The organism is Actinomadura sp. 6N118, assembly GCF_044326415.1.
Classification (GTDB): domain Bacteria; phylum Actinomycetota; class Actinomycetes; order Streptosporangiales; family Streptosporangiaceae; genus Spirillospora.
On the sequence record NZ_JBIRAZ010000004.1, the window covers coordinates 342,537 to 357,029 of the forward strand.

Consider the following 14,493-nt stretch of genomic DNA (forward strand, 5'->3'; position numbering starts at 1 on the left):
AATCGTCATCCAGAAGATCGCCGATTTGGTGGCTGTTGCCCGTTCTCTCCTGAAACGATGGCGGTAGGAGGAACGGTGGCCGGATTCGACGTACTGACCCGCGGTGACGCGCTCGACGCGGCGCTGCAGGCTCGCGACTACCTCGTGAGCTGCGGTGTTCCCGGCGCGCTCGCCGCGAAGGACCCCCGGCTCTGGGGGCGGCGCACGGTGGACCACAGCCGGCTGGGCTGGCTGGACCTGCCGTTCGCGTCCCACGGTCTGCTCAACCAGATCGAGGGCCTGGTCTCCGAGGCCCGCTACTCCGGCCTGGACCACATCGTGCTCATCGGCATCGGCGCCGAGACGCTTGCGGCGCAGGCGATCGTCGAGGCGCACTCGCCCGCCGGACGCCCGCTCGCCGTCCAGACCGCGGGCGGTGCCGCCGGCGCCCCGGGTGCCGGCGATGACCAGGGCGCCGAACGGTCCGGCGAGCTCACGGTGCTGGACGGCGCCGACATCGCCGCGCTCATGTTCGCCCTCGAACGCCTCGACCGCACGCTCGTCGTTCTCTCCAGCAAGGCGGGCGTCTCGCTGGAGGGCGACGCCTACCGGCGCATCTTCTCCGCGGCCTTCCGCGAGCACGGCCTGTCCGAACGCGAGATCGCCGGACGGTTCCTCGTCATCACCGACCACGGCAGCCCCCTGCACGACTTCGCGCGCCAGTGCGGTTACCGGGTGGGCCTCACCGACCCCTACCTGCCCGGGCACTACGGCGCGCTGTCGGCCTACGGCCTGGTCCCGGCGTTGCTGGCGGGCGGCGACGTCTACCAGTTGCTCGATGAGGCCGCCGCGCTGGTGCCCTCCCTGGCCCGCGAGGACGAGAACCCCGGGCTGCTGCTCGGCGCGGTCCTCGGCGGCTGCGCGCAGCAGAGGCCGGGCGGCTCCGCCCGCGACAAGGTCGTGCTGCGGGAGCCCGGCGGGCCCAGCGCCCTGAGCGCGTGGATCTCCCAGCTCCTCGCCGTCGGCACCGGCAAGCGCGGCCGCGGCGTGCTGGCGTTCGAACCGCCCGGCAGTCCCGGCCCGGGCCCCGACCTGCACGCCGTGGCGCTCAACCCCACCGCGGCGACCGGCGCCGACGCGGACACCTCGCTGTGGGCGCCGCTGGGCGGCCAGTTCCTCGTCTGGGAGTACGCGACGACGGTGGCGGGCTGGCTCCTCGGGGTCAACCCGTTCGAGCCCGGCGGCCCGGTCGTGCAGGACGCCGAGGACGACGCGGCGACCATCCTGCGGGCGGCGGGCGAGGGCCCGCTGATGTCCGGCGAGCCCGCCTTCGTCGACGGCGACATCGAAGTCCACACCGACCTGGCCCACACCGGCGGCACAGGACTGGACGCCGCCCTCGGCGACCTGCTGAGCCGCATCCCGGCCAACGGATACCTGTCGGTGGTCACCTATCTGTCAGGCGACTTCTCCGGCCGCTATCTGGCGCCCGCCCTGTCCCGCCGCACCGGGCGCCCGGTGTCGTACGGCCCCGGCCCCGGCTACCTGCACGCGACGGGGCCCGTGCACAAGGAAGGGCCGGGCAACGGCGTGTTCCTCATCATCACCGGTGACGCGGTCCAAGACCATCCGGTCCCGGGACGCCCGTACACGCTCGGCAAACTCCAGCTGGCCCGCGCCGTGGCCGAGGTGCGGGCGCTGCGTCAGCGCGGCCTGCCTGTTCTGCGACTGCACCTGCGGAACCCCGCCGAGGCGGCTGGCCGCCTCGCCGAGGCGGCCCGCTCGACGTGACCGTGACGAGCTTCACCGCGGTCGTCTCCGGCAACACGACCGTCACCGCACGCGGCCCTGTGAGGGACGCCGCCGAACGCATGCTGGGCAGGCTCTGGATCGACCAGGTGCCGGTCCGGCTGGCGTCGGAGGATCCGGCCCTCTGGCCGTCGGCCACCGCGGCGGCCGATGACGGCCGCGCGCTCTGCTGGCCTGGCCAGCCCGGGTTCTCCCGCGCGATCCTCCCCCGGATCGACGAGCTTCGTGCGAGGGCCCGCGCGGAGGGGCTGACGGAGCTGGCACTGCTCGGGCGGGGCGCTCCGGCCCGCGCCGCCGGTCTCATCGTCCGCAACTCTGCCGCCGCAGGGCCGCTGACGTTGCTGGAGAACGCCGAGCCCGGTCCGGTGGTGCGCATCGGCGCCGACCGCGAGCGGCTGCGCCACACGATGGTCGTCGTGACGGGGGACGACACCGTCACCGAGACGCTGCGCCGCATCTTCATCCGGATGTTCGAGGACCTCGACCTGTCCCCTGCACAGATCGCCCGGCGTTTCGTCACCGTCGCCGAACCCGGCTGCGCCGCGGCGAAACGGGCGGACGAGGCGGGTCATCCGCTGATCGAGGCACCGGGACGCACGCCGTTCGGAGCGCTCTCCCCGTACGCGCTCGTCCCGGCCGCGCTCGCCGGGACCGACGTGGCCAGGCTCCTCGACCATGCTGCCGAAGTGCTGCCCGCGCTCACCCGCCCGGAGAACAACCCCGGCCTGGTGCTGGGAGCCATCCTCGGCGGCGCCGCCCGGGCGGGCCGTACGACCGTCGTCCTCGGCGACTACCCGGCGTCCCTGCCGGGACTCGCCGACTGGGTGGCGGTCCTGCTCGCCGAGGCGACCGGCGGCCGGATGCTCCCGCTCGTCCAGCACGGCGGCCTGCCGGTCGTCCCGTCCGACGATGTCTTCCTCGTGACGCTGGACGGACGGCCGCGGCAGGACGACGCCACCGTCACCGCTCCCCCGTCCGCGCAGCTGGTGGTCTGGGAGTACGCCGCCGCCGTGGCCGCCCAGCTGCTCGGCATGGACCCCCTGGCGCCCCTGCCCGGCGCTCCCGCGCCGCACGACCCGCCCGCCGGCTCCACGCCGTCCTCCACCGCGCCGTCCCCCTCCCCAGTGGAGGAATCCATGGCGGCCGCCGTGTTGACGGAGGGCGAGCCTGGGCAGGCCGTCGAAGTGCACACCCACGATCCGGTGCTCGCCGGCGCCAGAGATCTGGCCGGGCTGTTCGACGCCCTGGCCGAACGCGTCGGCGCCGACGGTCACCTGGCGATCGTCGTCCACCTGGACCATGACCGGGCCCGCGGGCAGGGCACGCAGGTGCGCCGGCTCGGCGCGCTGCTGGCCGCCCGGTGTGCCCGCCCAGTGACGATCAGCTGGGGCTGCCGTTACCCGGCAATCGGGAATGATCGCCAGGAGAGGGGCGTATACCTGGTGTTGACCGGGAACGTCGTCCACGACGTGCCGGTCCCGGGCCGGCACTACCGGTTGAGCCGGCTCCAGCTGGCGCAGGCCCTCAGCGAGGCCCGCGCGGCTCGGGCCGGCGGCCGCCCGGTGGTCCGGTTGCACCTGCAGAACCGCTGGGCGGGACTCGCCCGGCTGCTCGAATCCGCCCGAGGAGAGGCATGAGGTCGGCACGACCTGCGACAGCCAGAGACATCGCGACAGCCAGAGATACAGCGATAGCCAGAGATACAGCGACAGCGAGAGTCACGGCGACGGCCGGAGATGCACCGGCAGAGGGGGCCACCACGTGAGCACGAAAGACAATCCGCTCCGGGATCCGCGGGACAAGCGGCTGCCCCGGGTGGCGGGGCCCTGCGTGCTGGTGTTGTTCGGTGTGACCGGGGACCTGTCACGCAAGAAGCTGCTGCCCGCCATCTACGACCTGGCCAACCGTGGTCTCCTGCCCCCCGGCTTCTCGCTGGTGGGCTTCGCCCGCCGCGACTGGGACCACCAGGACTTCCGCCAGATCGCCTACGAGTCGGTCAAGGAGCACGCGCGGACCCCGTTCCGCGAGGACGTCTGGCAGCAACTGTCCGAGGGCATTCACTTCGTGCCCGGAGAGTTCAGCGACCCCGGCGCATTCGACGCCCTGGCCATGGCGGTCAAGGAGCTGGACACCACCCGCGGCACCGGCGGCAACTACGCGTTCTACCTCTCGATCCCCCCGAAGTTCTTCCCCCAGGTCGTCGAGCAGCTGCAGCGCAGCGGGCTGGCCGAGCACGACGAGAAGTCCTGGCGCCGGGTGGTCGTCGAGAAGCCGTTCGGGCACGACCTGACGAGCGCGGTCGAGCTGAACGACACCGTGCACCGCGTCTTCCCCGAGGAGTCGATCTTCCGGATCGACCACTACCTCGGTAAGGAGACGGTGCAGAACATCCTGGCCCTGCGGTTCGCCAACACGATGTTCGAACCCATCTGGAACCGTTCCTACGTCGACCACGTGCAGATCACCATGGCCGAGGACATCGGCATCGGCGGCCGTGCGGGTTACTACGACGGCATAGGCGCCGCCCGCGACGTCATCCAGAACCACCTGCTCCAGCTGCTCGCGCTCACCGCCATGGAGGAGCCGACCTCGTTCAGCGCCGAGGCGGTCCGTGCCGAGAAGGCCAAGATCCTCTCCTCGGTCCGGCTGCCCGAGAACCTGGGCCTGGCCACGGCCCGCGGGCAGTACTCGGCGGGCTGGCAGGGCGGCGTCAAGGTGCGCGGCTACCTGGACGAGGACGGCATCCCGCCCGACTCCAGGACCGAGACGTACGCGGCCATCAAGATGGAGATCGACACCCGCCGGTGGGCGGGCGTGCCGTTCTACCTGCGGACCGGCAAGCGGCTCAGCCGCCGCGTCACCGAGGTCGCGATGATCTTCCAGCAGGCCCCGCACCTGCCCTTCTCGCTGACCGACACCGAAGAGCTCGGCGAGAACGCGCTGGTGATGCGGGTGCAGCCGGACGAGGGCATCACGGTCCGGTTCGGCTCCAAGGTGCCCGGCACCTCGATGGAGATCCGGGACGTGAACATGGACTTCGCCTACGGCGAGTCGTTCACCGAGTCCTCCCCCGAAGCGTACGAGCGCCTGCTGCTCGACGTGCTGATCGGCGACCCGCCGCTGTTCCCGCGCCAGGAGGAGGTCGAGCTGTCCTGGAACATCCTCGACCCCGTGACGGAGTACTGGGCGTCCAAGCCCAAGGTCGAGCAGTACAAGTCCGGCGGCTACGGCCCCGCCGGCGCCGACGAGCTCATGGCCCGCGACGGACGCGCTTGGAGGCGAATCTGAGATGAACATCGACCTCACCGACACCAGCACCCGCCGGATCCAGGAGGCGCTCACCCAGGCACGGCACCTGATGGGCGGTCCCGCGGTCGGCATGGTGCTGACACTGATCATCGTGACCGACGAGTCGGCGCAGTACGACGCCGTCCGGGCCGGCACCGAGGCGTCCCGCGAGCACCCGTGCCGCGTCCTGACGGTCATCTCCCGGGAGGCGCGCGGCAGCACCTCGCGCCTGGACGCGGAGATCCGGATGGGCGAGACCGGCCCGGGCGAGACCGTGCTGCTCCGGATGTACGGGCCGCTCGCCGAGCACGCCGACTCGGTCGTGGTCCCGCTGCTCATGCCGGACACGCCGGTGGTGACGTGGTGGCCCGGCGGCAAGGTCCCGAAGATCCCCAGCGAGGACCCGCTGGGCGCGCTGGCCCAGCGCCGGGTGACCGACTCCTATGCGGCCCATGACCGGCTCGGCACCCTGGCCAAGCTGGCGGAGGGTTACCGGCCGGGCGACACCGACTTCACCTGGACGCGGCTCACCTCGTGGCGGTCGCTGCTCGCGGCCGCGCTCGACCAGGACCACGACGAGATCGTCGGCGGCGAGGTGTCCGCGGAGCCCGACAGCCCCAGCGCCGAGCTGCTCGCGGCGTGGTTGTCAATCCGGCTCGGGGTGCCGGTGTCCCGGGTCGTCTCCGACGGCCCGGGCATCACCGGCGTCCGGCTGACCACGACGAGCGGCGACCTGGCGGTGTCGCGCTGCGACGGGCGGGTGGCCACGCTGTCGCGTCCCGACCAGCCGGACCGGCAGGTGTCGCTGATGCGCCGCCCGATGGCGGAGCTGCTGGCCGAGGAGCTGCGGCGGCTCGACCCGGACGAGCCCTACCACGAGGCGGCGGCCCGGTTCGCCAAGGACCTGTCCAGTGCCAAGGCGGCCGCGCCGGAGCAGGCGGACGGCCTATGACCACGCCGACCGTCCTCATCCACCGGGACCAGGCGCTGCTGGCGCAGGCGGTCGCGGCCCGGCTGGTGACCCGGATCGTCGACGTGCAGGCAGCCCGGGGCACCGCCTCGGTGGTGTTGACCGGCGGCGGAGTGGGCACCGCGGTGCTCGCCGAGCTCTGCGCCAGCGGGGCGCGCGACGCCATCGACTGGCGGAGCCTGGACATCTGGTGGGGCGACGAACGTTTCCTGCAGACCGGCGATCCGGAACGCAACGAGACCGGTGCCCGCAAGGCACTGCTCGACCACGTGGACGTCGACCCGGCCCGGGTGCACGCCATGCCCGCCACCGACGGCCCCGACGGGAACGACCCGGAGGCGGCGGCCGAACGGTACGCCGCGGAGCTGGGTACGTCGGCCAGGCCAGAGGACCACGGGCCGGTGCCCTCGTTCGACGTCCTGATGCTGGGGGTGGGGCCGGACTCGCACGTGGCGTCGTTGTTCCCGGAGATGCCGGCGGTCTACGACGAGCGGCCGGTGGTGGCGGTTCGGGGCGCGCCCAAGCCGCCGCCCACCCGTATCTCCCTGACGTTCCCCTCGATCAGGGCCGCCCGCGAGGTCTGGATCCTCGCGGCGGGCGAGGAGAAGGCCAGGGCGGTGCGGCTCGGGCTGTCGAAGGAGGCGGGCCCGGTGCAGGTACCCGTCGCCGGGGCGCGCGGGCGCCAGCGAACACTGTTCCTGCTGGACCGGACCGCGGCGTCGCAGCTGCCACCCGGCATCGAACGCATCGCCTCACCCTGATGTTGTTCCCCAAGCACACGTGGGCGGGCCTCGCCGACGGGACGATCACTTTGGCGTTCCGCCGCTGGGACCGTCCGCGGGTGCGGGCGGGGACGACCTTGCGAACGGCGGTGGGGGTACTCGCCGTCGAGGACTCCCGGTCGGCTACCGGATCTCGCCGCGGGGCGAGACCGTGCTCCAGGCACTGCTCCGGGCGCTCGGAGCGGGCTAGCGCACACCGCGCGGCTTGCGGCGGCCGCCCTTGCGGTCCTTGGAACGGCGGTCACCGAGACCCGGGTCGTAGACGGGCACCCGCCACGAGAGGGCCATGCCCTCCCCCGCCGGGATCTCCGCCCAGCGGTCCGCGGCGGCGCGCAGCGCGCTGATCGCCCGTTCGACGTCCTCGACGCCGACCGGCAGCGGCTCGGTGCTCACGGAACTGTGCATCTTGCGCAGCGCCTCCAAGGCACGCTCGGCCGTGTGGCCTTCCTCGACCGCGTCGTGGATCGCCCCGGCGACGGCCTCCCCGGCGCCGAGCCACAGGCCGTTGGCCTTCATGATCCGCTTGGAGCGCTCGTCGGCGTGCGGCCGCCGCCGACCCTCGACGACCTTCATGTTCGTGAACATGGCGCCCGCCGCGACGCTCCCCCAGAAGGCCCTGGCCAGCCCGAATTCGCGCTCGGCGACGAAATGGGCGAGGTCATGCGGGACCGGGCTGGTGCGGTCGTAGCCGGGCACCCGCACGGTCACGCCGTCGTCCCTGGCGGCGGTGCTGAAATAGACCGTGTCCGACACCCGCTGAAAGATGACCTCCATGCGTCAAGGGTCACGGATCGTCCGAGACGGCGGCAAATGGTTTTCCCCGGACATACTCTGTCGAACGAGGGGAACCCCTTCTCGAATGATGCGGAGGCGCACAGTGGTGAACGGTCGGGCCGGAAGCGCCTGCGCGGCGGCCATGCTCGCGGTGGCCGTCGCCGCAGCCGGATGCTCGTCGGGCGGGAAGGACGACGGCGGGAAGAGCGGCGGAAACGGCGGAGGCGGCGGGAAGAGCGACGCCGCCAAGCTGGCGATCACGCCTGCCACCGGCACCAAGCAGGTCGCGCCCGACCAGCCGGTCACGGTCAAGGCCGACAAGGGCAAGCTGACCGAGGTGACGGTCGCCGACGCCAAGGGACGGAAGGCGGACGGCGCGCTCGCTCCGGACGGGCTGTCGTGGAAGTCGCGGTGGACGCTGCGTCCGGCGACCACGTACACCGTCACGGCCAAGGGCACCGACGACGGCAAAGCGGTCACCGCCACCTCCACGTTCACCACCCTCACCCCGCGCAAGAAGCTCGAAAGCGGCATGGCTCCACTGGAGGGCGAGAAGGTCGGGGTCGGCATGCCGGTCCAGCTCCTGCTGACGCAACCGGTGTCCACCAAGGAGGGCCGGGCGGCCGTCGAACGGTCCCTCGAAGTGCGCATGTCCAAGCCGGTCGAGGGCGCCTGGCACTGGATCAGCGACAAGGAGGTCGACTTCCGGCCCCGCGAGCACTGGCCGTCGGGCTCGAAGGTCCAGGTCGTCGCGCATCTGGCGGGCGTCAAGGCGGGCAACGGGATGTACGGGGTGAAGGACCGCACGCTGAACTTCAGCATCGGGGCCGATCACTACACGAAGATCAACGCCAAGACGCACAAGGCGACGGTGAAGGACGGCGACCGGACCGTCCGGACGATGAAGGTCAGCCTCGGCAAGCCCGGGGACGACAGCTACACCGGCATCATGATCGCGCAGGAGAAGCTCGCGCACATGGTCATGGACTCCTCCACCACCGGCAACCCGGGTGACTACCGCACGCCCACCGACTGGAACGTCCGCACCACCTACAGCGGCACGTTCGTCCACTCGGCCCCCTGGTCGACCGGCTCGCAGGGCAGCGCCAACGTCAGCCACGGCTGCGTCAACGCCTCGCCCTCCGACGCGAAGTGGTTCTACAACTTCACCCAGCGCGGCGACATCATCGAGGTCACCGGCACCACCCGTAAGCTGCGCTTCGGCAACGGGCCGACGCCGTGGGCGATCTCGTGGAACGGCTGGCTCAAGGGCAGTGCGCTCGGCGCTCCAGTCATGGGCCAGCCGCTCAAATAGCATCCAAGCGCTCCAGTAGCACCCACCCGCTCAAGTCGCATACGGGTGACAGGCGCTGGTCAGTCGCAGGTGATGTTGCGGCTGGGCAGGACGCCCGTGGCCAGGTAGCCGTTCACCTGATCGTTGACGCACGCGTTGCCGTACGCCGCCTGGTAGGGCGCGTGGAAGTCGGCGCCGCGCAGGGTGATCAGGCGTGAGCCGCGCAGCAGGCGGTGCAGTGTCCGGCTGTCCTGGTAGATCGTGCGGGTGTCGCCCGTGGCTCCGACGACCAGCGAGGGCAGAGTCGTGGAGACGCGGGTCGGCTCCTCGCGCGGCGTCCTCGGCCAGAACGCGCAGGGATTGATGTTGTGCGCGACGGGTCCGAACACCGGGTGCCGCTTGCGGCTCCGCTGGATCTCCTGCCAGAAGGTCTCGGGATCACGTTCTCCCGCGGCGTCCCCGCACAACAAGGCGAGCTGGGCACTGCCGTAGCGCGATTCCGTCCCGGTCAGCATGAAGGCCAGTTCCTCACCGAGCCGGGCCCCTGGCTCGACCGGGCGCCCGGCGGCGGCCGTCTTGAAGACCTTCACCGCGTCGGCCAGGTCGGAACGCGCCGGGTCGCGGTCATCTCCGAGATAACCGAACAGAAGGCTGGGAAGCACGTTGTCGTCCACCGTGAACTTCCCCACCCGCAGCGGCTTGTCGGCGGCAGCGCCGATGACGCGCTGGACGGTGTCGAGCACCTCACGCCGGGTCGTCCCCAGGCCGTAGACGGCATTCCTCCGTGCCGTCCAGCCGGCCCAGTGCGCCAGCGCCCGCTCGTTCGCCTCGCCGGTGCCCTTGAGGAGCCCCGGCCCCCACTTGGCAGGATCCACCGCGCTGTCGAGCAGGGTGCGGTCGAGCCGCCCGGGGAACATCTGGGCGTAGACGGCGCCGAGGTACGTGCCGTACGAGGCGCCGTTGTAGGAGATCTTCCGTTCACCGAGGACGCCGCGGACGACGTCGATGTCGCGGGCGGCGTTGCGGGTGCTGATGTTGGCCATGAGCTCGGGATCCACCCGGGCGCACCGGTCGGCGAGGTCCTTGGCGAAGGCGACCGCACGGTCGAAGCCGCGGCGGTCTACACCGGCCGACCTGATCCACGTCCCGGCCGGCCAGCCGCAGTCCACGGGCGCGCTGCGGCCGATCGACCGCGGGTCCATGCCGATCAGGTCGTACCGCTTGCCGGCGTCCCCCATGAGGTCGCGGATGTACGGGGGCATGTCGATCGCGGGGCCCGGGCCGCCGCCGTTGATCAGCATGGTGCCGATCCGGTTCGCGCCGCCGGTGGCGGCCAGCCGCGAGATCGCCACCTTGATCGTGCGGCCGCCGGGCCTGGCGTAGTCGAGCGGCACGGTCACGTCGGCACACCTGGCGCCGGCCTTGTCGAGGTCCTTGCCCACGTCGTCGCCGGGGCCGAGGGTGCAGCGCTTCCAGGTGATCTTCTGCGTGTAGAAGCGGCCGAGGCCGTCGGGGTTCGCGTTCGCCGAGCCCGGCACTGCCACGAGTCCCGCGACGGTGGCAAGCCCCGCGCCCGCAACGATCAGCTTTGGGGTGATGGTCATGTGCAACGACGCTATGGAGGGGACGCGGCACGCACAGGAGAGTGCCCTCCCGAATCAGGAGTGGGGCAGGCCGGTCCGCCGTTCCGGGGGCTGGCTCCATCGACCAAAGTCGATGGCGCATCGACCTGCGGTCACTGCCCGGAGACCGCCGGGTCGGTAACGTTGATCGGGTGCAACTGCGGCGGTCGAAGCGCGAGTGGTTCGCCGACGCCGGCGTCACCGCCTTCGCGGCGATGGTGGGCCTCGTCATGCTGGCCGCGTCGCTCGACAGCTTCCCCGACGAGAAGAAGAACGCGATCATCCCCGACATGGCGGTCGGGGCGGTGGGCTGCGTCCTGCTCCTGCTGTTCCGGCGGACCCGGCCGGTGACGCTCGCCGTCGTCCTCATGATCATCCAGATCCTGGCCTCGACCGCCTACGGGCCCGCCGCGCTGGCGGTATGGACGGTCGCCGCCCGTTGCTCCTGGCGGGTGACCGCGCTCGTGGCCGGGGCCAACCTCTCGATCATCGCGAGCGTCTTCAAGCTCGCTCCGATCAGCCCCTCGGAGTACCGGGACGGGCTGGTCACGTTCGGTCTGGGCTACGCGGTCCTCATCACCCTCGGGTTGCTGGTCCGCTCGCAAAGCCAGCTCATCAAATCGCTGCGCGAGCGGGCCCGGGAGACAGAGGAGGGCCAGCGGCTTCGGGTCGAGGAGGCCCGGCTGCTGGAACGCGAGCGGATCGCGCGGGAGATGCACGATGTCCTCGCGCACCGCATCTCCCTGCTCTCGGTGCACGCGGGGGCGCTGGAGTTCGGCCCGGACGCCCCGGCGCCGCAACGCGAGGCGGCGGGGATCATCCGGCAGACCGCGTATGAGGCGATGGAGGACCTGCGCGAGGTGATCGGCGTGCTCCGCGCCGACGCCGCGTTCACCCATGCCGACGCGGGGACGGCCGGCGAACGGGACCGGCCGCAGCCGACGCTCACCGATCTCCCCGCGCTGATCGACGAGTCGCGCGAGGCCGGGGCGCACGTCGTCCTGGACGCCCGTGTCTCCGACCCGGCCGCGATCCCCGCCCGGATCGGCCGGCACGCCTACCGCGTCGTCCAGGAGGGGCTGACCAACGCCCGCAAGCACGCGCCCGGCTCGCACGTGCGGGTCACGGTCGAGGCGGTCGGCGGCGCCGAGCTCACCATCGAGGTCGCCAACCGGCTGCTGCCCGCCTTGGCCGCGCTGGACCTCCCCGGCGCGCGGGCCGGGCTCGTCGGCCTCCGCGAACGCGTCGACCTGGTCGGCGGAACGATCGAACACGGCCGGACCGGAGACGAGTTCCGGCTGCGCGTGTCCCTGCCCCTGCCCGCCCGGCCAGGCCATGACGCCGGGCCCGACCAGTAAGCGACGGTATCTGTCAGTGACGGAAACGGACTCACCCATCCGCGTGCTCATCGTCGACGACGACGCCCTCGTCCGGAGGGGCCTGTCCATGATGCTGGCGGGCGCGGACGACCTGGAGGTGGTCGCGGACGTCGGCGACGGCACCGAGGTCGTGGCGGCGGTCAACCAGCACCGGCCGGACGTGGTGCTGATGGACATCCGGATGCCGCGGATGGACGGGCTCGCCGCCACCGAGCTGCTGCGTTCGCGGCGGGAGCCACCCGAGATCATCATCTTGACCACGTTCGACACCGACGACCACATCCTGCGCGCGATGCGCGCCGGGGCGGGCGGGTTCCTGCTCAAGCACACGCCGCCGCCGGAGATCATGCGCGCGATCCGGCAGGTCGCGGCCGGTGAGCCGATGATGTCGCCGCCGGTACTGCGCCGGATGATGTCGTACGTGGCGGACGCCGGCGTCGACCCCCGGCAGGCCCGGGCCCGCGAGCGGCTGGACGGGCTGAGCGGGGGCGAGCGGGCCGTCGCGCTGCTGGTCGGGCAGGGCAAGACCAACAGCGAGATCGGAAAGGAGCTCTCGCTCAGCGTCGCCACCGTCAAGGCCTACGTCTCGCGGCTCCTCACCAAGCTGGAGCTCAACAACCGGGTCCAGATCGCGCTGCTCGTGCACGACGCGCACGGCGGTGATCCAAGCGACGATCCATCGGACGACTGACCACCGACTTTGGTCGAGCCGGCTCTCGACGCCCGGCCGACGCGCCGGCCCGGCCGTGACCGGCAGCCTTGAAGGCATGATCAGTGTTGAGAGTCTGACCAAGCGCTATCGCGAGGTCAACGCGGTCGAGAACGTCTCGTTCCGCTGCGAGCCGGGAACGGTCACCGGCTTCCTCGGCCCCAACGGGGCGGGCAAGTCGACCACCATGCGGATGATCTGCGGCCTCACCCCGCCCACCACGGGATCGGCGACGGTCAAGGGCGTCCCGTACCGCCGGATCAGCAATCCCGGCCGCCACGTCGGCGTCCTCCTCGACGCCGCCGCGCAGCACTCCGGCCGCACCGGCCGAGAGACGCTCGCCCTCACCGCGCAGGTCCTCGGTGTCGACCAGGAGCGCGTCAGCCAGATGCTCGACCGGGTGGGACTGTCGCCCAAGGCGGCCAAGCGCCGGGTCGGCGGCTACTCACTCGGCATGCGGCAGCGCCTCGGCATCGCCCAGGCCCTGCTCGGCGATCCCAGCGTGCTCATCCTGGACGAGCCCGCCAACGGTCTCGACCCGGAAGGCATCCACTGGATGCGTTCCATGCTGCGTGACTTCGCCGACCGGGGCGGGACGGTCCTGCTCTCCTCCCACCTGCTGCTCGAAGTGGAGGCCGTCGCCGACCGCTTCGTGGTCATCGCGGGCGGGCGCGTCGCCGCCCAGGGCACCAAACATGAACTCCTCACCAAGCCCACCGGCGTCGTGGTCCGCGCCCTGGACGGCGCCGCCCTGCAGGCGGCGCTGGCCCAGGCGGGGCTGCCTGCCCGGCCCGACGGCCAAGGCGCCTTCGTCGTCAACGCCCCCGCCGAGGCGGTGGGACGTGCCGCCGCAGCCACCGGCACCGTGCTGCTCGAACTGCGCCAGGCCAGCGGGGGCGGTCTGGAAGAGCTGTTCCTCTCGCTCACGAATCCATCTCTTGCCAACCCGTCCCTTGCCAATCCATCCCTCACCAACCCGGCCCTTGCCAACCCGGCCGCGGCGGCCCCCGCTACGCAGGAGACACTCCGATGACCGCCATGACCGCGCCGTCCGCCCTGCTGGAGCCGGCCCGCCCGCCCCTCCTCCGGCTCACGGCCGTCGAGCTCCGCAAGATGACCGACACCCGCTCGGGCCGCTGGCTGCTCATCCTCATCGGTCTGACCGCCGTGGCGATGATGCCGGTCGTGCTCTTCGCGGTGCCGAAGCAGGAGCAGACGCTGCTGGAGTTCTTCACCGCCTCGCAGACCGGCGTCTCGTTCCTCCTTCCCGTCCTCGGCATCCTCGCGGTCACGACCGAATGGTCCCAGCGCACGGCGCTCACCACGTTCACCCTCGTCCCTGAACGGCCCCGGATCCTGGCCGCCAAGCTGATCGCGGGCTCGGCGCTCGGTGCCCTCTTCGCCTGTGTCGGGCTCGTGACGGCACTGATCGCCCGTACGGTCGGCGAACTGATGGGCCGTTCGGACGGGAGCTGGTCGCTGAGTCCGGGCCGCTTCGGCCTGACGGTCCTCTTCGCGGTGCTCCTGCTTTTCATGGGCATCGCGTTCGGCATGCTCTTCATGAACTCGCCGCTCGCGATCGCGTCCTTCTTCGTGCTGCCCACGCTCTGGTCGGCGCTCGGCGAGATGATCAGCAAGCTCAAGGGCCCGGCGAGCTGGCTGGACACCAACCGCACGCTCACCGCGCTCAGCGAGCCCGGCATCACCGCCGAGGAATGGGCCCGCGCCGGAACATCACTCGCACTCTGGCTGCTTCTCCCGCTCGTCATCGGGACGATCCGCCTCATCAAGCGTGAGGTGAAGTAGCCGGGCCGGGCAGCTGAAGACGGGGTGACGGCCTGGCCGTAGGCCTCGTGGCGGACGGTCATCGGGGGGCCGTCCTCACCC

Annotated in this window: 12 protein-coding genes; 10 read left to right on the forward strand and 2 right to left on the reverse strand. The window is 71.7% G+C overall.

Going from position 1 to position 14,493, the window contains the following annotated elements; genetic code table 11:
• The first annotated feature begins 75 nt into the window (after positions 1–75).
• The 5 genes from ACH34W_RS12380 (at position 76) to pgl (ending at position 6,807) form a co-directional block, all read left to right on the forward strand.
• A complete protein-coding gene (locus tag ACH34W_RS12380; RefSeq protein WP_395960940.1) occupies positions 76–1,770 on the forward strand; it encodes a phosphoheptose isomerase in 1,695 nt (564 codons plus the stop codon).
• Positions 1,767–3,425 (forward strand): glucose-6-phosphate isomerase, encoded by a 1,659-nt coding sequence (locus ACH34W_RS12385; protein ID WP_395960941.1) that lies wholly within the window; start codon positions 1,767–1,769, stop codon positions 3,423–3,425. The genes ACH34W_RS12380 and ACH34W_RS12385 overlap by 4 nt, the downstream gene beginning before the upstream one ends.
• A 124-nt stretch (positions 3,426–3,549) precedes the next feature.
• Positions 3,550–5,076, forward strand: coding sequence for a glucose-6-phosphate dehydrogenase (gene zwf, locus ACH34W_RS12390; protein ID WP_395960942.1), 1,527 nt, complete (start codon positions 3,550–3,552; stop codon positions 5,074–5,076).
• A gap of 1 nt (position 5,077) precedes the next feature.
• A complete protein-coding gene (locus tag ACH34W_RS12395) occupies positions 5,078–6,028 on the forward strand; it encodes a glucose-6-phosphate dehydrogenase assembly protein OpcA (RefSeq protein ID WP_395960943.1) in 951 nt (316 codons plus the stop codon).
• The gene (gene pgl / locus ACH34W_RS12400; protein WP_395960944.1) at positions 6,025–6,807 is read left to right on the forward strand and encodes a 6-phosphogluconolactonase; all 783 of its coding nucleotides are present in this window, start codon (positions 6,025–6,027) and stop codon (positions 6,805–6,807) included. Before ACH34W_RS12395 ends, pgl begins: the two co-directional genes overlap by 4 nt.
• A 207-nt stretch (positions 6,808–7,014) precedes the next feature.
• Here pgl and ACH34W_RS12405 read toward each other — a convergent pair whose 3' ends face one another.
• Positions 7,015–7,602, reverse strand: a complete 588-nt coding sequence (locus ACH34W_RS12405; RefSeq protein WP_395960945.1) for a hypothetical protein — start codon at positions 7,600–7,602, stop codon at positions 7,015–7,017.
• Between the two features lie 103 nt (positions 7,603–7,705).
• On the opposite strand from ACH34W_RS12405, the gene ACH34W_RS12410 reads away from it, so the two are divergent.
• On the forward strand, positions 7,706–8,917 hold the full coding sequence (locus ACH34W_RS12410) for an Ig-like domain-containing protein (protein ID WP_395960946.1): 1,212 nt from the start codon (positions 7,706–7,708) through the stop codon (positions 8,915–8,917).
• 59 nt (positions 8,918–8,976) lie between these two features.
• Here ACH34W_RS12410 and ACH34W_RS12415 read toward each other — a convergent pair whose 3' ends face one another.
• Positions 8,977–10,500: an alpha/beta hydrolase gene (locus tag ACH34W_RS12415; RefSeq protein WP_395960947.1), complete on the reverse strand. Its 1,524-nt coding sequence runs from the start codon at positions 10,498–10,500 to the stop codon at positions 8,977–8,979.
• Positions 10,501–10,670: 170 nt separating this feature from the next.
• On the opposite strand from ACH34W_RS12415, the gene ACH34W_RS12420 reads away from it, so the two are divergent.
• From ACH34W_RS12420 to ACH34W_RS12435, 4 genes are all read left to right on the forward strand, one after another.
• Positions 10,671–11,876, forward strand: a complete 1,206-nt coding sequence (locus ACH34W_RS12420) for a sensor histidine kinase (protein ID WP_395960948.1) — start codon at positions 10,671–10,673, stop codon at positions 11,874–11,876.
• A 43-nt stretch (positions 11,877–11,919) separates the two neighbouring features.
• Positions 11,920–12,588 (forward strand): response regulator, encoded by a 669-nt coding sequence (locus ACH34W_RS12425; protein WP_395961186.1) that lies wholly within the window; start codon positions 11,920–11,922, stop codon positions 12,586–12,588.
• 76 nt (positions 12,589–12,664) lie between these two features.
• A complete protein-coding gene (locus ACH34W_RS12430; RefSeq protein WP_395960949.1) occupies positions 12,665–13,639 on the forward strand; it encodes an ABC transporter ATP-binding protein in 975 nt (324 codons plus the stop codon).
• Positions 13,636–14,412 (forward strand): ABC transporter permease, encoded by a 777-nt coding sequence (locus tag ACH34W_RS12435; RefSeq protein WP_395960950.1) that lies wholly within the window; start codon positions 13,636–13,638, stop codon positions 14,410–14,412. Before ACH34W_RS12430 ends, ACH34W_RS12435 begins: the two co-directional genes overlap by 4 nt.
• Positions 14,413–14,493: the final 81 nt, after the last annotated feature.